Here is an 18654-nt window from a genome sequence, read left to right as displayed (position 1 = left end):
ACCCTGCGATCGACCCTCCATTATGTGCACCGGACGGGTCGAATTTCCTCCGGTAGCCACGTCACCCAACCCATGTCCCCGATTCAAATATCAACTGGTCAACGAGTCACGCTTTTACCGGCAGGAAAGACGGTGGAGAACCCCGCACTGACGGCACGTCAGGCCTCACTGTCCCGGGGAAGCCGGGTGAGGCGATGCCAGAAGTGTGCATGCGCCTGCCCCATGAGAGCCGTGCCGAGCGGCGGGTGCAAAAGGGCTGGACCGGCCCATCGCTCTGCCACACGACCGCGCCTCACGGAAACCGGAGAACGACGGTGTTAATTTGCCCAGGCAGTTGAGGTCCTCCATGGAGCGAACCGGGCGTCGGGAATGAAATGAGGTGAACGGAAATGGTGGCACGCGCATATGTTCTGTTCGAGGTCGAGCCGACTAACGGTGACGTCGCGCTCGAGCGCCTGACGCATCACAGCCTTGGTGGCTGCAAGGTGTTGGCGCGTAAGATCGTCCCCGGCGAGATCATCGCCCATCTGGAGGCTGACGGGCTCGAGAATTTCAACGCGGCGTTGGTGGAGCTACTGGGCGAGACCGGTGTGCAGGCAGCGACGACGCTTAGGATTACCGCGACCGCATGACCGGAGTCGGCGGCCCATCACCAACAGACGCCTCCTCAGCCCAATGCGTGAATATGTCCTCTGTGTGTATGCCTTGCATCCGTGGGCTCGCTGCACTCGTTACGTTCTGTCCTGGCAACGCGGGATGTCTACGGAGGTGGCTGTGGCCGGCAACGGGGCGAAGTTCAAGATTCATCCGGCGATCGGAATCGCGCGGGTCGGCAACAGCACGGAGGACTTCATCGGCCCGGAGGTGCCGGACCAGCCGGCCAGCCCCGAGGGGGGCTTCCGAGATGCCGAGGGCAGGATCAAACGGCAGGCGGCACGCTTCCGCATCTACGAGTACAACGGCGCCGGCCAGGCGGTGCGCGAAGCCGTCCCGGGCCGCGACGGCATCAAGGACATCGTGTGGACGGTCCAGGTGGCCAACAAGAAGGCGGCCTGGTATCAGTTCCACCTGCCGCTGGACGTACCGGACGGCAGACGGCTCAAGCGTCGGCAGTACGGTCGTCGCAACGCCGACGTGCAGGACCACGGCAAGCTGATCAACATGCCGGCGCCACAAAGCGTGTCAGCGGCGCAGCAACAGACCGCCCAGGTCCTGGGACAGATCATGGGCCACAAGACGCACTTGGGCGATCTGCGCGGTCAACAGGGTGGATCACTGCTGTTCCTCGGCGGGATGGGGAAGTGCGGCTCATGGGCGGGCAAGCCCATCACCGGAATCGCCAACAACGACACCTGGTACGACGACATCTCCGACGGACCGGTTACCGCGAGGGTCATCCTGGACAATGGCCAGGTGATCGAAGCGGCGGGTGCCTGGGTGATCGTCGGGCCTCCGCACTACGCGCCCGCGGTGAAGGCCGTGCGCACCGTGTATGACCTGCTCCACGACGTGTTCGTCAACAACGGCGCGCTTCCCTTCCCTGCCGACATCACCTACGCGGAGCACATCGAGCCGATCCTGGCCCGTTTCTGCAATCTGCAGTGGGTCAATCGAGGTTTCGCTGCCCAGTTCGGGTGGGGCGGGCCGCACTATTTCCTGGACGAGAGGATGCGCGCCCGTCTGTCCGATCCGTCCGAGCGCAATGAAGAACTCCGCACGCAGATCTACAACATGCTTCGCGACTACGAGCGCGACGGGCGATCCCCCACGCCCTGGCCATGGATCTACGGCGACGGCATGGCCGTACCCCCACGATCGGACCTGCAGCACCTGGCGCTCTCCGAGACCCAGAACCGGATGATGCGGCAGTGGGCTCTGGGCGACTTCACGGCTGGGACCAAGAAGACCATCACCGAGCTCGGGGACGCGCCTGTCGCCGCGCAGCCGGGCCTGCTGGACCGCTCCGCGCTGGAAGACTGTGCTGCCGATGCCTTCCACCCTGGGTGCGAGGTGACCTGGCCGATGCGGCACGACACCATGTACAGCGAGCCGTTCCGCGTCCGCCACCGCACCGCGCAGGACCCGCCGGAACCGGACTACGGGGACTACCTCACCCCCGACATCGCGCTGTCGTCGCGCGGTCCGCTCTACGCGCAGGGGCCCGGGGACCTGACGCGGTGGATGGCCGCCCCTTGGCAGACCGACACCGCAGGGTGCCGTTCCGGCTACGAGCTCCAGAACAACATCGACGCCCGCTACAGCCCCTACTTGCCGACCTTCTGGCCTGCCCACGTTCCCAACCACGTGCTGAAGGCAGTCGACTTCGAAAAGGTCAACGCGGCGGGCAGCGACGAGGAGCGGGCGGACGCCTTCGAGCGCCGTGCGGTCTGGTTGCGCGGACTGACCGCCACGGACAAGACGCAACAGCTGCAACAGATGACCGACCTGTGGTGGAAATTCGGGATCGTCGAGGAACGCAGATATACCGTCGGCGACGGCAAGTTCCCGGACTCGATCCTCGTCGAGTCTCCCCCGCAGCCGCCGCTGCAGGAGGCTCATGACGACAACAACCTGGTCAACGTACATGTACCGCAGCTGGGAGCACCGGGAATCTCCGGCGCCGCGGCGGATGCGGCGATGAGCCGGGCCGTGACGGCAGCAATCGAGGGCACCAGCTATACGCCGGAGCAGGTATCGGTGGGCTACCTGGAGAAACTGGACCCCTTCCACGAATGGCAATGACCGGCGACCGCTACGACGTAGTCGTCGCCGGGGGCGGGCCGGCCGGGTCCGCCGCGGCCCTCACGCTTGCCCGCGGCGGGCACCGCGTCCTGCTCGCTGACGCAGGAACCCGGCCGGCCAAGATCGGTGAATGCCTGGTCTCCGTGGCCGCGTTGCTGCTCAAGGACCTCGGCATCCATGACACGATCCTCGGCAGCGGCCATCTGCCCAGCTACGGCACCCTCTCCTCCCGGGGCGAATCCGACCTGCGCACCGTCGATTCCTTGCGAGACCCCTACGGGCACGGCTGGCACCTGGACCGGGCACTGTTCGATCACCGCCTGCGCGCTGCAGCCCGGGCGGCGGGAGCCGACCTCGTCGAGGGCACCGTCGTGCGCGCTCCGCTGCGCGCCCGCGGCGGCTGGCGCATGCTGCTTCGCGGACCCACCGGTGCCCGGGCCGTGCAGGCCACGTGGGTGGTTGACGCAACGGGCCGCACCGCGGCAGTGGCGATCCGCCTGGGCGCCCGCCGCGTCACCGGTGACCGCCTCTTGGCCACCCACCTCACCCTGAGCCCTGCTCTCGGCGTGGCTGACACCCGGTCCCTGGTGGAAGCCGACCGGGACGGCTGGTGGTACACCACTCTGCTGCCCTCACGCCATCGCATGGTCGTCTTCTTCACCGACGCCGACCTGCCCGGGGCACGGCCAATGACGGCGGAGAGGTTCCACCAACGAGCACTGCGCACGGTCCACGTGAGTGCCCAGGTACGTCGGCACGAGCTGCTTCCCGACAGCGCGCCGCAGCGCGCGCCCGCATCCAGTGCCCGCCTGGACCGGCTGCACGGTGAGGGCTGGATCGCCGTGGGAGACGCAGCGGCCGCCTTCGATCCCCTGTCCTCGCAGGGCATCCTGACCGCCCTCGTGACGGGGCTGAACGCCGCACGCGCGCTGGACGCACACATGCGTGGTGACATGACAGCGTTGGCCGGCTACGAACGTCGTGTGGACGCCGCCTACACGGCATACCGCCAGCACCACCACATGATCCACCGACAGGAGACCCGCTGGAGGAACCACCCGTTCTGGTCTCGCCGCTTCGCCGATCCCATGACCCGTCGTGCGTCCAGCACGGCCGCGTCGGGCTGACGAGCTGGAGAGCAGCCGGCGGAGCAGACGTGGTGTCCAAGACCGTTGGAGCACACGTCCGCCCAGGCCACCAAGGGGACTCGAACCAGCCATCCGGCCAAGGCTCTGCACCCGGATGCGCCGACAGAGGTTCTGCGTCACAGTGGAACGCGGAACGGAAGACGAACTTCGCCGTACTCCGAGTCATGACGCACCTGCCCGTGGCGGCGCTCGTCCACGGCCTGTCGAGTTGAGCACACCTGCGGACGCGCGTCGTCCCACGAGCGGCGTTGAACGGCCCTGACCGACTCGCCTTCCCTGACTGATCTGCCATCTGCCCGTCTCAGGACTCCGCACGGACGCCATAACTCCGCGCCCCGTACCTCTTGTTGACTCCAGAGAAGATTGAGCCAAAGGATGAACACCTTTCCCAAGCCCGTCATCGACGCCATGGCCGATCGGGCCATGCGCCTGCACCACATGCTGTGGCACACGGCACGTGACTCCTGGGCGAGTCTGACACCGGAGGCGCAGGAGGTGTTCCATCACCACGGCTGGGAGCCGCCGCGCCCTTCCCTGACTGCGCCGAACCCTGTCACCGGGATACCCTCTGTCGAATTCGACAATGGCTCGGGCGAGGACTTCCTGTTCATGCACCGGCAGATGATCGCCACGGTCAACGAGGTTCTTGCCCAGCTGGGCGACCCGCAGCATCCTCGTGTCGAGGGATGGCCGACGATTCCGCCCCCGGAGGACACTGAATACCCGGTCCCGCCCCCCTTTGACGTCCCGGGTGACAGCGATACCACCGACGTCATCCGGAACGCCAAGACCCAGGAGTCGTTCGATCGGATTCGCCAGTGGGAGGCGGAGTTCACCGCCCCGGCGAAGCTCCGTCAGATGACACTCCGCCGCCTCGGCGCGAGGATCGAGTTCGGCATCCACAACCGGATGCATCTGCGCTGGTCAGCCGCAATGCCTTCCTACCGGCCGGGCGGGGACGCATTCAGCGTCGATCCCCAGTGGGACGACTCCGGTTACAACTGGCTCGCGGACACCTACTCCGCCCACGTGAACCCGATCTTCTGGAAGCTCCACGGCTGGGTGGACGCCCGGATCGACGACTGGATGGCTGCCAACGAGCTCACAGGACAGCCGGTTCCGTGGAGTTTCGACCCCCCGTGGAGCGGACCCGCAGGCGAGCACGACCATCATCCTGTGGCCCTGCTCGCCCTGCGCGCTCAGCCGGGCAACCCCGAGGCCGAAGCTCTGCAATCGCGTCTCAGCAGCATGGAAACGACGGTCGAGCACCTGAAGCAGGCAGGCGTTGTCGAACCCGCCCGCTTCGCCGTCTACGACGACATCTGACCGCCCGGCGCCCAGCCTGGCCCGACACGGGAGTATGGGAGGACCACCATGGTAGATGCAGCTTTCGCCAAGCTTCTGTTTCTGGAGGCGAAAAGGGTTCAGGACCCGGACGGTGCGGACGAGGTCCTCGTCAGTAGAGGTGACGGCGGCACCTTTGAAAAGGTAAGAATGCGAGAAGGGGATGTATTCGAGTTCGACGAGCGGTTCGTACCGTTCGTCAACCAAGCCCCGATCGACGTTGTTCTGCACGAAGTGAATGAGGCAACTGACAAGGTCAGCTTCATTGGAGGGGCGAAGATCATCCCCTCCGAGGTCGGCCTTGGAGAACGGACGCAGGCAATCGGCGCGCTGTCCTTGTCTCTGTACGAGCTGACGTACAAAGTCCTTTGAGGAAATCACTGCCGCACACTCTTCCTCGACGGCTTCACCGATCGGATGATCGACGCCTGCATGCGTAGGCGCGGGCGATGCCGTTCAGGGAGTGAGCATCCGGTCCTGTTCCACCAACGGAGTGCCATCGTGCCAGGGCACGGTCTTGCCGAAGCGGACCAGCTCGCCGTAGAGGGCCGGATCGACGCGTTCCGCGAAGATCAGGTCGAGCACGGCTCGGGCAGCGCGGGCCGGGGACTGGGCCTGGCTGTAGTCGCTGAACCAGGGACGCGAGGTGGCGGTGTCGACCATGCCCGGGCAGACGGCCGCGATCATCGTGCCCGCGGCCAGGTCGCGGTCGCGGCGCTCGGCGGCGACCGCGCGTACCGCGGCGACCTGAGCCACCTTCGACGGCACGTTCAGCCAGACCGGCCAGCCCGCCTGCCGCGCCGTCCTGCCGTGGATGGCGCTGCGCCACGACTCGACCGCGCGCTCGACCTGGTCGAGGCTCGCGCCGTCGAACAAGTGGTGCAGCCGGGGGTCGAGATGACCGAGGGTGCCCAGGCTGCTGGCCACGACGAGCAGCCGGCCGCCGGGGCGCAGGGCCGGGCCGAAGGAGCGCAGTATCGCATGGGTGGCGGTGTTGGAGACGTCGATGAACTCGTCGGCCCGCTCGGCCTGCGACTCCTCGGGCAGCACACGGGCGACCGCGTTGGAGAGGACGACGTCGACTCCGCCGAACCGGGCTTGCAGGTCCTCGGCCAGGCGGGCGATGGCGTCGGTATCGGTGACGTCCAGCACCCGGCCCTCAACGCGGGCACGCACGCCGGGCAGCCGGGCGACCTCACCGGCGGCGTCCGACACCCGCTGAGGGCTGCGACCGGTGAGCAGGACCACGTCGTCCGGGTTCATCCGGGCCGCCAGCCCTTCGACGAGGGCGCGGCCGAGTCCTTGGTTGGCGCCCGTGACGAGGGCGATCCGCGAAGCGTTCATACGAGCCACGCTAGAAACGCCGGGTCCATGAGTCCAACGAAAGTCCGGCACAGCTGATATGCGTGAACGTCATGGACTTCACGGATGTGTCGCTGACCGCGTTGCGCGTCTTCCGCGCCGTGGCCGAACAGGGGACCTTCACCGCAGCCGCCGCGTCACTGGGCTACACACAGTCGGCGGTGTCCCGGCAGATCGCGGCGATCGAACGGGCCGTGGGCGCGCAGCTGCTGGAACGGCGACGCGACGGCGTACGGCTCACCGCGGCCGGCCGCGTCGTCCTGCGCCGCGCGACGATCGTGCTCGCCGAGATCGAAGCCATCGGGCGCGAGCTGTCGGGAATGCCCGGGCAGGCCGCAACGGTCCGCCTGGGATGGTTCCCGAGCGCCGGCGCCGTCCTGGTGCCGCGAGCCCTGTCGGCGCTCCACCACACCGACCCCGGCCTGCGCGTCATCGGCCGCGAGGCCGGCACCCCGGCGCTGGTGCGCGCCCTGCGTGCCGGCAGTCTGGATCTGGCCCTTCTCGCGTCGGCGCCGCCGTTTCGTCCACCGGACGCCGAGTCGCCCCGGCTCGCAGTGCAGACCCTCACCGAACGCGCGCTGTGCCTCGCGGTGCCCCTGACCCACCCTCTCGCCCGCGGCGACTTCGTCGACGTGGCCGACCTGCGCGGGCAGCGCTGGATCGCGGGCTCCACCTCGGGGGAGGACGGACTGATGGGCGTGTGGCCGGGCCTGGACGAGCGGCCCGAGATCGCGCACACCGCCCGCGACTGGCTCGCCAAGCTCCATCTCGTGGCCGCCGGCTGCGGGTTGACCACCGTCCCCGCCACCCTCGCCCACGCCGCACCACCTGGGGTACGCATCCTCCCCGTCCACGGCGGCCCCCAGGAACAGCGGCGCCTTCTCCTGGCCCGTCTCCCCCACCGCTCGCCCGACGAGGCCGTCCTCCGGGTGGCGGCCGCCCTGCGCGCTGCCGCCCTCGACACCGGCACACCCGCTCCGCCCCACCACGGCTCATGACAGCCTCCCCCTCCATGCCCGTGCATGCCCGTGGCCCGGCCCCGCGGTGATCGCGGGGCCGGGCCACGGGATGATCCGCACGGGTCCGTCAACCCTGGCGGGCCTTGAAGCGCGGGTCCTTGCGGTTGAGCACGAACGTCACGCCGCGTCGGCGCACGACCTGGGCGCCGGGCCTTGCCTTCAACGAGCGCAGCGACTTGCGCACCTTCATCGTGGTGTCCTCCTTCCGATGGGCCGGCGGGCCCGGTGTCAGGGGTGGGTGGCGGCGCCAGGGCCGTAGCGCCGCTCGAAGCGCTCCACACGCCCCGCGGTGTCCACTGCGCGCGAGGTGCCGGTGAAGAACGGGTGGCTCGCCGCCGAGATCTCGACGTCGACCACCGGGTAGGTGCTCCCGTCGTCCCACTCGACCGTTCGCTGTGAGTCGAGGGTGGAGCGGGTCAGCAGGGCGAATCCAGACGTACGGTCGCGGAACACGACCGCACGGGAGACGGGATGGATGCCACGCCTCATGAGATGTCCTTTCATCACGGCCTCCACCGCCGGGCGGCGGTAGGCGGGAGGCGGGCGTCAGCGTTCCTCGCGGAAGAGGACGTGAGCGCCGGCGACCGGGTCGTACTTGCGCAGGACCAGCCGGTCGGGGTCGTTCAGCCGGCTCTTGCGGGTCACGTAGGTGACGCCGGTCCCCGCCGTCGACTTCAGCTTCACAACAGGCCGCGTGCCGCTGCGTGCCATAACAGGCTCCTTTCCACCGCCATCCCAGTCGATTGACTCGAACATGTCAGACGCTCTCTGCAACACGGATACCTGCTGCCGCATTCCCGAAGGCCGGCCGGATCGCGTGATCCGGCCGAATGCCCCCGCCGGCCTACAGGAGCCACCGGCCCGATGACCACAGGCGGGGACGGGACAGGTGTCGGCCTCCGTCAGCCGAACCGCCGTGACGAAGGCGCGGCGGGCGGTGCGCCGATGCCGGCCCGGTGGGTGTCGTCGAGGGCGATAGGCCGCCTGACGGGTGCCGACCGAGCGATCACACCGGGCGGGAGGGGCGCATGGGAGACAGGGCCCAGCGGATGGTCCGCGTCAGCACCTGACCGGCGGGACGTACGGTGAGGTCCTCGATGAGCGGCACCCGGGGCAGCCACAGCATGCCGCGCGCCCAGCTCGGCAGCAGCGCAACGGCACTCGCGGCCAGGCCGCCGTAGAACGGCCGTACGGCAACGGGCAGGGGAGGCTGGAACAGCAGGAAGCGGGCGGCGGCGCGGGCCTCGGGCGTGGCGCGCAGTTCGGGCCGGTAGGCGGTCAGGCGTTCGGCCAGCTCCCGGCGGTCACGGGGCGGGTCGATCACGCCCAGCGCCTCGGCCACACGCGCGGTGTCGGCGACATAGGCGTCGTAGCCGACCGCGTCCAGCGGGCGCGCCCCGTAGCGTTCGTGGGCCCGCAGGAAACTGTCCGTCTCGGCGGCATGCACCCAGCCGAGCAGGTGGGGATCGGCCGCGTGATACGCCGCGCCGTCGGCCGTCGTGCCGCGGATGCGTTCGTGGATGTGGCGCACCTGGTCGACGGCCCGCTGGGCGTCCGCGGCGGTGCCGTAGGTCGTCACGGCCAGGAAGGCGCTGGTGCGCTGCAGCCGGCCCCACGGGTCACCTCGGTAACCGGAGTGTCCGGCCACCGCCGCCATGGCGAGTGGATGAAGAGACTGCAGCAGCAGGGCGCTCAGCCCGCCGATGAACATCGAGGCGTCACCGTGGACCGTGCGGATGGGCCGCTCCGGCCCGAACCAGCGCGGGCCCGGCGTGTGGTGAATGCGGGCCCGCACCTCCGCTCCGTCGGGGCCGGCGACGCGGTTGAGCAGGGCCCGTCCCAGCTGCTCACGCACCCCGGTCAGCACGGTCGTCCTCCCCTCTCCCACTGACAGTGTGAGTCCCACTGACAGTGTGAGCCACGCCCGCCCGGTCCTGCGAAAACGCCCTCCCGAGTACCGTCGACGGCCCAGGCGACCCGCCGAGCCATCGTCCGCTGAGTGGGCCCGCCGCCACGGGGAAGCGACGGGCCGACCAGGCCCATGGCCTCGGCGCACGGACCGTTCACCGCAGGAGCTGTCTCATGCCCTGCTGCGCTCTTCCAGGTGCCCGGCTGTCAGCAGGTGCGGCCCACGTAGTGAGCGCCCTGGATCTTGTCGGCGGAGCCCAGCCAGGTCTTGCCGGGCGCGACACACCGCTCGTAGTCGGCGCCGTAGGCGACCCTGACATGGATGATCACGCGTGAGCCGTCGGAGGTGCAGTGGTTGTAGAAGGCGTCGGAGCTGGTCTCGTAGAAGCCGCACGGGTCGGCTGCAGCGGGGCTCGCCTGGGCGGTCACCGCGCCGAGGGACATCAGCACGAGGGCGGCGGAACCGAGAGCGCCGGTCACCTTACGACGAAGATTCAAGGGAACTCCTTGGCCAGTGGCGGCAACAGGCAGGAAGGCCTGAAGCTGCCGATCGGTCGGATACCCGCACAACAATCGCCGTCCTGGCCGGGCCAGTTGATCGAAGAGCGCGCTGTTCACCTGGCGAATCGTTCGGCCTGTACGTCGATGGGACGATCTTGGCGCGTGTCTCAAGTCCGGTCCGGGGAAGCTGTGTACAAGGCGGGCCCGCGTTAATCGCTGGTGTGCGGCCCGATGGCCCTTGTAGGTTGGCATCGCGACCGCGCCTCCGATGCGCTCGGCTGCGGCTACTTCCTTCTGACAAACAAGTGACGCCGCCGCCTCTTTGATCTCGGAGGGCGCGGCGTCTTCGCCCCGTCGGACCATTTGGCCGGGGCTGTCCAATTCTTTGAATCCGGGGGGATTCGCTGCCTCGCTACTTCCCACGCGTCTCGAAGATGTGGCCCGAGATGCTCGTGGCCCCGCATGTCTCGGCGGGCGCCCGCTCCCTGCCCGCACAACGGCTCCTTCACGGGCCCGCCAGGCCGGATTTCCGCACCTATGAGGGCGGCCCGGCCTTCGTCCGGGAGCCCCGCGAGGAGCTCTTCCTGCTCGCGGTCGGCAACTTCGTCTCCCAGCGGACCTTCTACGAGAGCGGTGAGGAACGGGACGACCGGTACGCCCGTCTCGTCGGTGAACTCGCCGTCCAGGACCCCGTGTGGACGGCCGGCCTGCTGGGCTGGCTTCGCGGCGAGGGGAACCTGCGCACGGCGTCCCTGGTGGGCGCCGCCGCGTACGTGCGAGCCCGCCTCGAGGCCGGGGTGTCCGCAGGTCCGTCCAACCGCTCCGTGATCGCCTCGGTGCTCCAGCGCGCCGACGAGCCCGGCGAACTGCTCGCCCACTGGATCTCGGCGTACGGGCGGAACGTACCGCAGCCGGTGAAGCGGGGCATCGCCGACGGTGTACGCCGGCTGTACACGTCCCGGTCCCTGCTCAAGTACGACACCGCCTCCAAGGGCCTGCGCTTCGGTGACGTACTCAACCTCGTCCACGCCTCCCCCGACCCGGGCAAGCCCTGGCAGGGCGCGCTCTTCCGGTATGCCCTGGACCGCCGCCACCACCCGGAGCAGGCGGTTGCGCCGGCCCACGACCACCTGCTGACCGCTCACCGCGCGCTGATGGGGACGCCTGCGGACGAGCGGCGGGCGGTGGTGACCGGGCCGGGCGGCTCCGAGCGGCTGGCCGCGGCGGGTATGACGTGGGAGGCCCTGGCGGGCTGGCTCCACGGGCCGATGGACGCCGCCGTCTGGGAGGCCGTGATCCCCACGATGGCGCCGATGGCGCTCCTTCGGAACCTGCGGAACTTCGACGAGGCGGGGGTCTCGGACGACGTCGCGGCCCGGGTCGCCGCGCGGCTCTCGGACGCCACCGAGGTCGCCCGGTCCCGGCAGTTCCCCTTCCGCTACCTGGCTGCCCACCGGCACGCGCCGTCACAGCGCTGGGCGGCCGCGCTGGAAAGGGCGTTGGGCCACTCCCTGGCCAACGTACCGTCCCTGCCGGGCCGGACACTGATCCTGGTCGACCGGTCCGACTCCATGTTCTGGGACACCGTCTCCGAACGGTCCAAGCTGACTCGGGCGGACGCGGCGGCCGTGTTCGGCACCGCGCTGGCCATGCGTGCCGCGCAGGCGGATCTGGTGGAGTTCGGCTGGAACAGCGCAGTGGTGCCGTTCTCGCCGGGCGAGCCGGTGCTCGATGTGCTGAAGCGGTTCCACCGTCTGGGAGGCACCCAGACCACGAAGGCCGTGCGGACCCATTACCGGGGCCACGACCGGGTCCTGATCGTCACCGACGAACAGGCCGCCCCCTACGGACCCGGCGGGCCGGCCGAACCGGTCCCGGCCGACATCCCGGTCTACACGTGGAACCTCGCGGGGTACCGGCCCGCCCACGGCCCCACCGGCCCCCACCGGCACACCTTCGGCGGCCTCACAGACGCCGCGTTCCGGATGGTCGGCCTCATCGAGGCCGGCCGCGAGGCCGCCTGGCCGTGGAGCGCCGAGCCGGCCTGATCGGAAGGGAGACGGCCCGGGAGTGCGGCGGCCACGCCGGCAGGCGGCCTTGCGACTGCCGCCGCCCCTGGCTCCTGCCGCCCGAACAAACCTCCTGGCCCCGTGTCGTGGGCCGTCGCCCCACCGGGCGCGGAAATCACGCTCACCAATTTCAGGCCATTTCACACCACAGGCACATCGGCCACAGTCTCCACCGGCGCCCAGGACGAAATGCCGCTCACCTCCTCAACCATGCGGACCACTCACCCGATCAAGCCACTGCTTGAACAGGCAATCTGGTCTTGATTCCAGCGACGGCAAGCACTTCCGCTCTTCCGTTCTGAGACAGGAGCAATATGGCGGGTACCTCGAGGCATTGAACACCTCAAGAAGAAGGGAAATGCACGATGCGACCAATGACACGCTGGGCAATGGCAGGAATCCTGCTCACCACGGCCCTCGCCGGTCCCCTGAGCGCACCCGCCCACAGCGCCCCCGCCTCGCCGTACGCACCCTCCGCCCTGGTCATGACCACCGGCCACGGCGAGAAGGCCGCCACAACAGCACCGGAGCGCGCCGTAACGGTGAACTGTGCCTACACCACGTCGGGGACTCACCCCGATCCGCGACGAGCCTGTGCGGACCTGGACCGTGTGAGCGGGGACCTCGACCGCTTGGCCAAGCTCCGCGGAAATGGGACGGGGAAGCCGTGCACCAAGGAATACCGCCCCATTGTCGTCACGATCCAAGGAGTATGGCGCGGTACACGCATAAACTACGAGCACACCTTCGCCAACCCTTGCATCAAGGAAACTCAAGGGGCTTCGGCATTCGCCTTCTGAGCCACCACAGTCAGTAAGGCATCTCACCGGCGGGACCTGGTGGTCGAACCGCGACACCGCGTCGACCACGTAGGTCCCCCCTTGCGCCCCGGCACGCATTACTGCGGCAAGGAATGAGGACATCGACGCCGAACCGGCCGTCAGTGCTCGAGCGCCGGAAGGCCGGCCAGGCCGGTGTCGAGCATGATGCGGTCGACCGTCTCGTTCAGGGGGCTGTCGGCACCGATGACGGTCTCGACGCCGCCCGGCAGCAGGTCGAGCTCCCGATACCAGTCACGCAGCTGCGACTCGTCGACCTCGTTCGCAATCGGCTTGGTGGTGTGCCGGGCGAGTGTCTGCTCGAACGGCACATGCAGGTAGTAAGCGTGCGTCGGGCCGCGATGGTCCGCACGCAGCCGGGCGAGCATGTCGCCGTAGCGGTCGGCGTACAGGATCCCTTCAACGACCACGTGGTACCCGGCATCGAGCGCATAGCGGGCAACGGTGTCGATCAGGCCGATGTTCGCCGCGCCGGGCCGGTCCCGCTCCCTCAGCACGATACGGCGCAGATTGTCCTGGCCGACCAGGGCCAGTCCTCGGCCGAACCTCTCACAGAGGCCGGCCGCGACGGACGACTTCCCCGACGCGCTGTTGCCGCGCAGCATGACCAGCCGGGTTTCTTCGGTGCCCACCATCACAGGGATCACGCTACCGACGGCCACTGACACCGCTTCCGGCCCGCCGGTCGTCATACCGCCGGTCGTCATGCCGCCCGTCTGTTGCCGGGCGGGGACCCCCGCCGCCGAGTCCGTACCCGGTTCATCGCGGGGCGGTCTCAGCTGTTGCCGTCCACGCGAACCCGTCCGGGTCGGTGACCGGCCCGGCGCCGCCCACGATCGTGAGCCGGTGCGATCCGCCGGCGTCGGCAGAGACTCCGGCGACCTTGGCCAGGGCTCGGCGCTTGTACAGCGCCAGCTTGACCGGAGCCGACCCGGTGGCGAACTCGACGTACTTGCTGCCGAAGCTCTTCGCCACTGTGAGGCCGCGATCGACGTAGAACTGCTTGCTGGCCTTCACGTCCTCGACGCCGAGCAGGAGCACCATCTCGACGATCTGCCCGGTGGCCGGGCCGGTGTCCTTCTTCGACGACGACGCGACCTGCCAGACCGTCCCGTCCGGGGCCTGTACGACTCCCCCGTACCCCCAGAGCGACTTGGCGGCGGGCTTCAGCGTCACGGCGCCGGCGTTCACGGCTGCGTCGACGAGGGCATCGACGTCGGCCGGCTGGGACACCACGAGCGACAGCGTGAACCCGCGAAAGCCGGTCGTCGGTGCCTGCGAGGCCTGCAGGCGTATCTGACTGCCCAGGCCGAAGGCAGTGGTGTAGAAGCGGTGGGCAGCGGTGGGATCGTCCACCTCAAGGGTGACGGATTCGATGGAAGTCATGCCTGTGACGCTAGCTACAGCTCCGAGACCTGCGCTTCTCGATTCCTGACCAGAACGAAAACTCCCAGCAGAGGCCTGAGGTCGGCGTACGGCAGTGCCCCGCTGGGATACAGGGAGGTTGGGCGCCCCCGGACCAGGGCGCGATGTGCGGGGGCCGCCCGAGCCCTGCCGTAGTGCCACCAAGCAAGGCACTTCGACCCTAGAGCCCAGCGACAGACCGCGCGCGTTGCGATAGGTCGACCGGGCGAACGATCGACGGCGCGAAGCCGGCCTGCCGTTCCATCACCACGGCCGTCCAACCTTGCCGATTCGTTCGCGAAACCGTGCGCTGCACCCACCCTGCATCCGTGACCGGTTGCGGGTGCGGCTGCGCCGACTCCTTGCTGCGGGTGCCGCGTTGGGAGCCAAGATCGATTGTCAGTGGTGGGTGAGAGCATCGAAGCATCGAGTCGGAATGAGGGGGAGCTGCCATGTCCGGAAGCCAGAACTACATCAATCACGTTGCTCTCGTCCTGGATGCCAGTTCGTCCATGTCGCACCTGAGCCGCAAGGTCGTCGAGGTCGCCGACCAGCAGATCGCCTATCTGGCCCGCCGATCGCAGGAACTGGACCAGGAGACCCGCGTCACGGTGTACGTGTTCGCGGACAAGGTGGAGTGCGTCATCTACGACAAGGACGTGCTGCGGATGCCGTCCCTGAAGCAGCTGTACCGGGTCGGTGGAATGACGGCCCTGCTGGCGGCCACGCTCAAGTCCCAGCGGGAGCTGGCCCAGACGGCCCAACTGTACGGAGACCACAGCTTCCTGACGTTCGTGCTCACCGACGGACAGGAGAACGCAAGTCACCGTTGCCCGGATGCACCCAGCCGGCATCCGCGTGAACTGGTCCAGGCCGTGGCCCAGTTGATCGAGAGGCAGGAGGACAACTGGACGCTGGCCGTCCTTGTGCCGGACCAGATGGGCAAGCGGGAGGCCATGCAGTGCGGGTTCCCGAAGGACAACATCGCCATCTGGGACGCCACGAGCACACAGGGGCTGGAGGAGGCGGGGCAGGTCATCCGGCAGGCCACCGAGAACTTCATGGTGGGCCGCGCCAAGGGCATCCGCGGATCACGGGCGGTGTTCTCCACAGGTGCGGAGGCGGTCAACAAGGACACCATCAAGGCAGCCGGCCTCTCCCCGGTGGATCCGTCCAAGTACCAGCTGATCCCCGTGGCTCGTGACGCGGCGATCCGGGACTGGGTCATCGAATGCGGGCACACCTACCGCACTGGTGGCGCGTTCTACCAGCTGAGCAAGTCGGAGAAGATACAGGCGCGGAAGCAGATCGCGGTGCTGGAGAAGAAGACGGACCGGGTGTACACAGGGCCGGAGGCCCGAGCCCTGCTCGGCCTGCCGGGCGTGGAAGTCCGCGTCAAGCCGGACCACAACGACGACTTCACGATCTTCGTGCAGAGCACCAGCGTGAACCGGAAGCTCGTAGCGAATACGCGGCTGCTGCTCATGCTCTGAGTGCCTGGAGGCCGCCCCGTGGGATCCCGGGTACTTCCCGTCCCGGGATCCCGTCGACCAGGTTGGTGATTGCCGGATCAGGGGCGTACGTCGACGTAGTCGCCAGTGGCCTTGGCCGGGCCGGTGGTGTTGGTACCGGTGAAGTTCCAGCGCCAGTAACCGTCCTTGACGGCCTTGACCGTGGTGCGGAGGGTGCCGGTGCTGCTGGTGTGCAGGGTGGCCACGGTGGTGTACGTGCTGCTGTCCTTCGGGCGGAACTGCAGCGTCACGGCCTGGTCCGCATATCCCGCGTACCGGTAGGTGTCCCAGTTGGCTCGCACGAGCTTGCCGGTGACGGTGATACGAGCACCCTTGGCCACCGGTTCCGGTGAGGCATTGACCGTGAGCCGGGCAGCGCGCTTGAGGCGGAAGGACCCCACGCCGGGGGCAAAAACGGAGTCACCGTCGTGGGCGTCGACCAGGGCATCGACCGACCAGGTTCCCGCGTTGGCGTTGGCCAAGTCCACCGGATCGTCGCTGCCCGGGGCCGGGTGGGCGTTGACGGTGAACACCGTCGTGCACGCCGTCGCCGTCTCGCAGAAGGCGTCAGTGGTGTAGAAACCGCCGTGCGGCCCCTTCAGATCGACATCGGCGAAGGCCAGACCGGAGTCGTCCGATCCGGTGACCGTCACCGGAAACACCACGTCGCGCGTGATGCCCACGATGACGTCATGTCCGGCGTTGATGGTGGCACCGCTGACCACGGGGTCGCTGGGCTCAGTACCGGGTGCGGCATCGGCCGAGGCGCCCACACCGGCCAGCAGCATGGTGACAGCCCCCACCACGGCACCGCGGCTCGTCGCTGCCCCGAAGTGCTTGCGCCGTAGGGCACGTACGGCGGCGATCGGCGGGGCGATGTCGCGCCCGCCGCTCTGTCTGTCGCCAGGTAGTGCGGCGAAGCGGGTCATGGATCCTCCCAGGGATGACAGGGGCGTACTGTCAACCGCCCCACGAGCGGAAGTCGTTATGGCGAGCGCGGGAGGCGGATGTGTCTCACTCCCTACGACTGCCGAACCGGCCCGATCGTTGCCCCGGCCAGGGCGGGAAAACGACCCGCCAGCCCGCCACGGGGGTCGGACAGCGGACGGACGACGGGACAGGCGCCATATGGCCAACGCCCCCTTGGGCTGGCCCGCTCCGGGCCTCCTTCTGCTGCCCGATGCGTGCCTCAGCAGGAGGAGGCGCAGCCCGCGCCGGGCGCGGGCGCTCGCTCCAGTGCGTCCACACCGGCTCGTGCGGCTCCTGGCCATCGACACTCGCCTGGCCGCGAACACAGGAGCGGGTTCGGAGCACGGGCTCCGGGGACGAGCACGCCTTCGATCTGCTGCGGCGGCTCCACAAGCCTGGCCGGTCTGCGGCCGGGGTCACGCTCGGTGCCTGCACGCGGCCGCACAGCAGCTGCTGCTCATGTCGCCGTTCATGCCTGTTCCCCCTGGCCGGCGGCAGGGCCGCGTGTGTGACGGCCGAGCCGGGGCATTCGGAATGCCGGGAGGTCTCCATGGACACGAGTGCGTTGGCATGGAACGGGCGGCTCCGAGCGCGGCGGGCAGCGCGGGGTTCGGTCACCGAGGGGGCGGCGCGGGCAGGCCTCGCGGCCCGGGGCGTGATCTATCTGCTGGTCGGCGCGCTGGCGCTGCAGATCGCCTTCGGCGACACGAGCGCGCAGGCCGACCGAGGTGGGGCCTTGGCGGAAGTGTCTCAGAAGCCGTTCGGCGCGGTGCTGCTGTGGGCGCTGGGCATCGGAATCGTGGGGATGGCCCTGTGGCGGCTGTCCGAGGCGCTCTTCGGCTCTGTGGGACAGGACGGCCGCAGCGCACGCAAGAGGCTGTTGGCGACTGTCCGCTTCTTCTTCTACGTCTTCGCCGCGTACTCCGTGCTGTCGTTCGCGGCGAGTCGGAATCGGAGTGGTGGCGGATCCAGCGACCAGCAGTCCCGGGATGCCACCGCCAGGGCGATGGAGATGCCCGCCGGCCAGTGGCTCGTCGGCGCGGTCGGGATCGCCGTCGTCGTAGCCGGAGGTTGGGTGGGCGTGCGGGCGGTCCTGCGCAAGTACCACGACGAGCTCAGGCTCGGTCGGATGAGCCGGTGGACGCTCCGGCTGGTGGACATCACCGGAGTGGTCGGCGGCGCCGCCCGCGGGCTGGTGTTCGCCATGGTCGGCGTATTCGCTGTCCGCGCGGCCATCGCCTACGAACCGGACCGGGCCAAGGGACTGGACGACACCATGCGTACCTTCGCCGACACCCCGCTCGGCCCCTGGCTGCTGGTTTGCGTCGCGGCCGGTCTGGTGATGTTCGGGGTGTTCTCCTTCGCCATGGCCCGGTGGCGACGGGTCTGAGCGGCGTTCTGCGGGACCACGAACCGGCTGAGCGATTGCGCGATTCCTCATGACGACAACCCGCCCCTGCTGCGAGCGATCCGGTCGGCCAGCGGGTGGTGCCCTGCCCCAAGGGGGGCGCCGCCGAATTCGGGTGCTCGCTGGCAGAAGGCCGCGTACGGTAGGGGTCGTTCAGGTGCGCAGGCTGCGGCTACTTCGCCTCTCAAGCGGGTAACGCGGGTTCGAATCCCGCCACCGGCATACCGGCCGGTGTCGTCCAGCGGCCCAGGACGCCTACAGTGCGCCGCTGCCGATCTCGATCTCTGAACACCTATGCACGAGCCGTGCGCCCCGGGGCCCCCGCGGTCGGCTTCGTCAATGCCAGAAAAAAGGGGCCGCCCCGCGCCCCCGGCGGGGTGGGGGGGGGGCCGAGCGCGTGTCAGTGGTGGTGAAGGCCGCGCCGCCGGGG

Annotated in this window: 19 protein-coding genes; 10 read left to right on the top strand and 9 right to left on the bottom strand. The window is 68.9% G+C overall.

What is annotated here, in order from left to right; translation table 11 throughout:
* Positions 1-389 precede the first annotated feature (389 nt).
* The 5 genes from ACIBU0_RS35590 to ACIBU0_RS35570 all read left to right on the top strand — a co-directional run bounded on the left by ACIBU0_RS35590 (position 390) and on the right by ACIBU0_RS35570 (position 5606).
* Positions 390-632: a hypothetical protein gene (locus ACIBU0_RS35590; protein ID WP_398826983.1), complete on the top strand. Its 243-nt coding sequence runs from the start codon at positions 390-392 to the stop codon at positions 630-632.
* A 142-nt stretch (positions 633-774) separates the two neighbouring features.
* Positions 775-2742 carry a LodA/GoxA family CTQ-dependent oxidase gene (locus ACIBU0_RS35585; RefSeq protein WP_398826981.1) on the top strand — a complete coding sequence of 656 codons (1968 nt, stop codon included), beginning with the start codon at positions 775-777 and terminating at the stop codon, positions 2740-2742.
* On the top strand, positions 2733-3869 hold the full coding sequence (locus ACIBU0_RS35580; RefSeq protein ID WP_398826979.1) for an NAD(P)/FAD-dependent oxidoreductase: 1137 nt from the start codon (positions 2733-2735) through the stop codon (positions 3867-3869). Before ACIBU0_RS35585 ends, ACIBU0_RS35580 begins: the two co-directional genes overlap by 10 nt.
* 396 nt (positions 3870-4265) lie before the next feature.
* The gene (locus tag ACIBU0_RS35575) at positions 4266-5216 is read left to right on the top strand and encodes a hypothetical protein (protein ID WP_398826977.1); all 951 of its coding nucleotides are present in this window, start codon (positions 4266-4268) and stop codon (positions 5214-5216) included.
* 48 nt (positions 5217-5264) lie between these two features.
* Positions 5265-5606, top strand: a complete 342-nt coding sequence (locus ACIBU0_RS35570) for a hypothetical protein (protein ID WP_398826975.1) — start codon at positions 5265-5267, stop codon at positions 5604-5606.
* Positions 5607-5690: 84 nt separating this feature from the next.
* On the opposite strand, the gene ACIBU0_RS35565 is transcribed toward ACIBU0_RS35570, so the two are convergent.
* Complete coding sequence (locus tag ACIBU0_RS35565) at positions 5691-6578, bottom strand: SDR family NAD(P)-dependent oxidoreductase (RefSeq protein WP_398826974.1); 888 nt, start codon at positions 6576-6578, stop codon at positions 5691-5693.
* Positions 6579-6649: 71 nt separating this feature from the next.
* Between ACIBU0_RS35565 and ACIBU0_RS35560 the strand changes: the two genes are divergently transcribed.
* Positions 6650-7594 (top strand): LysR family transcriptional regulator, encoded by a 945-nt coding sequence (locus tag ACIBU0_RS35560; protein ID WP_398826972.1) that lies wholly within the window; start codon positions 6650-6652, stop codon positions 7592-7594.
* 88 nt (positions 7595-7682) lie between these two features.
* Here the strand turns inward: ACIBU0_RS35560 and ykgO are convergent, their stop codons facing one another.
* The 5 genes from ykgO to ACIBU0_RS35535 all read right to left on the bottom strand — a co-directional run bounded on the left by ykgO (position 7683) and on the right by ACIBU0_RS35535 (position 10003).
* Complete coding sequence (gene ykgO, locus ACIBU0_RS35555; RefSeq protein WP_398826970.1) at positions 7683-7805, bottom strand: type B 50S ribosomal protein L36; 123 nt, start codon at positions 7803-7805, stop codon at positions 7683-7685.
* Between the two features lie 38 nt (positions 7806-7843).
* Positions 7844-8104: a type B 50S ribosomal protein L31 gene (locus ACIBU0_RS35550; RefSeq protein ID WP_398826969.1), complete on the bottom strand. Its 261-nt coding sequence runs from the start codon at positions 8102-8104 to the stop codon at positions 7844-7846.
* 57 nt (positions 8105-8161) lie between these two features.
* The gene (rpmG, locus tag ACIBU0_RS35545) at positions 8162-8326 is read right to left on the bottom strand and encodes a 50S ribosomal protein L33 (protein WP_398826967.1); all 165 of its coding nucleotides are present in this window, start codon (positions 8324-8326) and stop codon (positions 8162-8164) included.
* A 295-nt stretch (positions 8327-8621) separates the two neighbouring features.
* Positions 8622-9482 carry an oxygenase MpaB family protein gene (locus ACIBU0_RS35540; RefSeq protein ID WP_398826965.1) on the bottom strand — a complete coding sequence of 287 codons (861 nt, stop codon included), beginning with the start codon at positions 9480-9482 and terminating at the stop codon, positions 8622-8624.
* A 248-nt stretch (positions 9483-9730) separates the two neighbouring features.
* Positions 9731-10003, bottom strand: a complete 273-nt coding sequence (locus tag ACIBU0_RS35535) for a DUF6355 family natural product biosynthesis protein (RefSeq protein ID WP_398827118.1) — start codon at positions 10001-10003, stop codon at positions 9731-9733.
* 467 nt (positions 10004-10470) lie between these two features.
* On the opposite strand from ACIBU0_RS35535, the gene ACIBU0_RS35530 reads away from it, so the two are divergent.
* Both ACIBU0_RS35530 and ACIBU0_RS35525 read left to right on the top strand, forming a co-directional pair.
* Positions 10471-12072 (top strand): TROVE domain-containing protein, encoded by a 1602-nt coding sequence (locus ACIBU0_RS35530; protein ID WP_398826963.1) that lies wholly within the window; start codon positions 10471-10473, stop codon positions 12070-12072.
* A 386-nt stretch (positions 12073-12458) separates the two neighbouring features.
* Positions 12459-12893, top strand: coding sequence for a subtilase-type protease inhibitor (locus ACIBU0_RS35525; RefSeq protein WP_398826961.1), 435 nt, complete (start codon positions 12459-12461; stop codon positions 12891-12893).
* Positions 12894-13033: 140 nt separating this feature from the next.
* Here ACIBU0_RS35525 and ACIBU0_RS35520 read toward each other — a convergent pair whose 3' ends face one another.
* Both ACIBU0_RS35520 and ACIBU0_RS35515 read right to left on the bottom strand, forming a co-directional pair.
* A complete protein-coding gene (locus tag ACIBU0_RS35520) occupies positions 13034-13567 on the bottom strand; it encodes an AAA family ATPase (protein WP_398827117.1) in 534 nt (177 codons plus the stop codon).
* 124 nt (positions 13568-13691) lie between these two features.
* Positions 13692-14318 carry a glyoxalase gene (locus tag ACIBU0_RS35515; RefSeq protein ID WP_398826959.1) on the bottom strand — a complete coding sequence of 209 codons (627 nt, stop codon included), beginning with the start codon at positions 14316-14318 and terminating at the stop codon, positions 13692-13694.
* A gap of 470 nt (positions 14319-14788) precedes the next feature.
* On the opposite strand from ACIBU0_RS35515, the gene ACIBU0_RS35510 reads away from it, so the two are divergent.
* The gene (locus ACIBU0_RS35510; protein WP_398826957.1) at positions 14789-15829 is read left to right on the top strand and encodes a vWA domain-containing protein; all 1041 of its coding nucleotides are present in this window, start codon (positions 14789-14791) and stop codon (positions 15827-15829) included.
* Positions 15830-15906: 77 nt separating this feature from the next.
* Here the strand turns inward: ACIBU0_RS35510 and ACIBU0_RS35505 are convergent, their stop codons facing one another.
* Positions 15907-16776 (bottom strand): calcium-binding protein, encoded by an 870-nt coding sequence (locus ACIBU0_RS35505; RefSeq protein ID WP_398826955.1) that lies wholly within the window; start codon positions 16774-16776, stop codon positions 15907-15909.
* A gap of 590 nt (positions 16777-17366) precedes the next feature.
* Between ACIBU0_RS35505 and ACIBU0_RS35500 the strand changes: the two genes are divergently transcribed.
* Entirely contained in the window at positions 17367-18206 is an 840-nt protein-coding gene (locus ACIBU0_RS35500) for a DUF1206 domain-containing protein (RefSeq protein ID WP_398826953.1), read from the top strand.
* Positions 18207-18654 lie beyond the last annotated feature (448 nt).

The sequence above is a fragment of the Streptomyces sp. NPDC049627 genome, from assembly GCF_044465645.1.
GTDB lineage: Bacteria > Actinomycetota > Actinomycetes > Streptomycetales > Streptomycetaceae > Streptomyces.
Note: the sequence above shows the minus strand (reverse complement) of the source record. Positions and strands in the feature narration are given on the sequence as shown.

Bases quoted from the DNA above. Each gene is read 5' to 3' on its own strand.
- ACIBU0_RS35590 (WP_398826983.1), top strand. From the start codon at position 390: ATGGTGGCACGCGCATATGTTCTGTTCGAGGTCGAGCCGACTAACGGT.
- ACIBU0_RS35580 (WP_398826979.1), top strand. From the start codon at position 2,733: ATGGCAATGACCGGCGACCGCTACGACGTAGTCGTCGCCGGGGGCGGG.
- ACIBU0_RS35575 (WP_398826977.1), top strand. From the start codon at position 4,266: ATGAACACCTTTCCCAAGCCCGTCATCGACGCCATGGCCGATCGGGCC.
- ACIBU0_RS35570 (WP_398826975.1), top strand. From the start codon at position 5,265: ATGGTAGATGCAGCTTTCGCCAAGCTTCTGTTTCTGGAGGCGAAAAGG.
- ACIBU0_RS35565 (WP_398826974.1), bottom strand. From the start codon at position 6,578: ATGAACGCTTCGCGGATCGCCCTCGTCACGGGCGCCAACCAAGGACTC.
- ACIBU0_RS35560 (WP_398826972.1), top strand. From the start codon at position 6,650: ATGGACTTCACGGATGTGTCGCTGACCGCGTTGCGCGTCTTCCGCGCC.
- ykgO (WP_398826970.1), bottom strand. From the start codon at position 7,805: ATGAAGGTGCGCAAGTCGCTGCGCTCGTTGAAGGCAAGGCCCGGCGCC.
- ACIBU0_RS35550 (WP_398826969.1), bottom strand. From the start codon at position 8,104: ATGAGGCGTGGCATCCATCCCGTCTCCCGTGCGGTCGTGTTCCGCGAC.
- rpmG (WP_398826967.1), bottom strand. From the start codon at position 8,326: ATGGCACGCAGCGGCACGCGGCCTGTTGTGAAGCTGAAGTCGACGGCG.
- ACIBU0_RS35530 (WP_398826963.1), top strand. From the start codon at position 10,471: ATGCTCGTGGCCCCGCATGTCTCGGCGGGCGCCCGCTCCCTGCCCGCA.
- ACIBU0_RS35525 (WP_398826961.1), top strand. From the start codon at position 12,459: ATGCGACCAATGACACGCTGGGCAATGGCAGGAATCCTGCTCACCACG.
- ACIBU0_RS35520 (WP_398827117.1), bottom strand. From the start codon at position 13,567: ATGGTGGGCACCGAAGAAACCCGGCTGGTCATGCTGCGCGGCAACAGC.
- ACIBU0_RS35515 (WP_398826959.1), bottom strand. From the start codon at position 14,318: ATGACTTCCATCGAATCCGTCACCCTTGAGGTGGACGATCCCACCGCT.
- ACIBU0_RS35510 (WP_398826957.1), top strand. From the start codon at position 14,789: ATGTCCGGAAGCCAGAACTACATCAATCACGTTGCTCTCGTCCTGGAT.
- ACIBU0_RS35505 (WP_398826955.1), bottom strand. From the start codon at position 16,776: ATGACCCGCTTCGCCGCACTACCTGGCGACAGACAGAGCGGCGGGCGC.
- ACIBU0_RS35500 (WP_398826953.1), top strand. From the start codon at position 17,367: ATGGACACGAGTGCGTTGGCATGGAACGGGCGGCTCCGAGCGCGGCGG.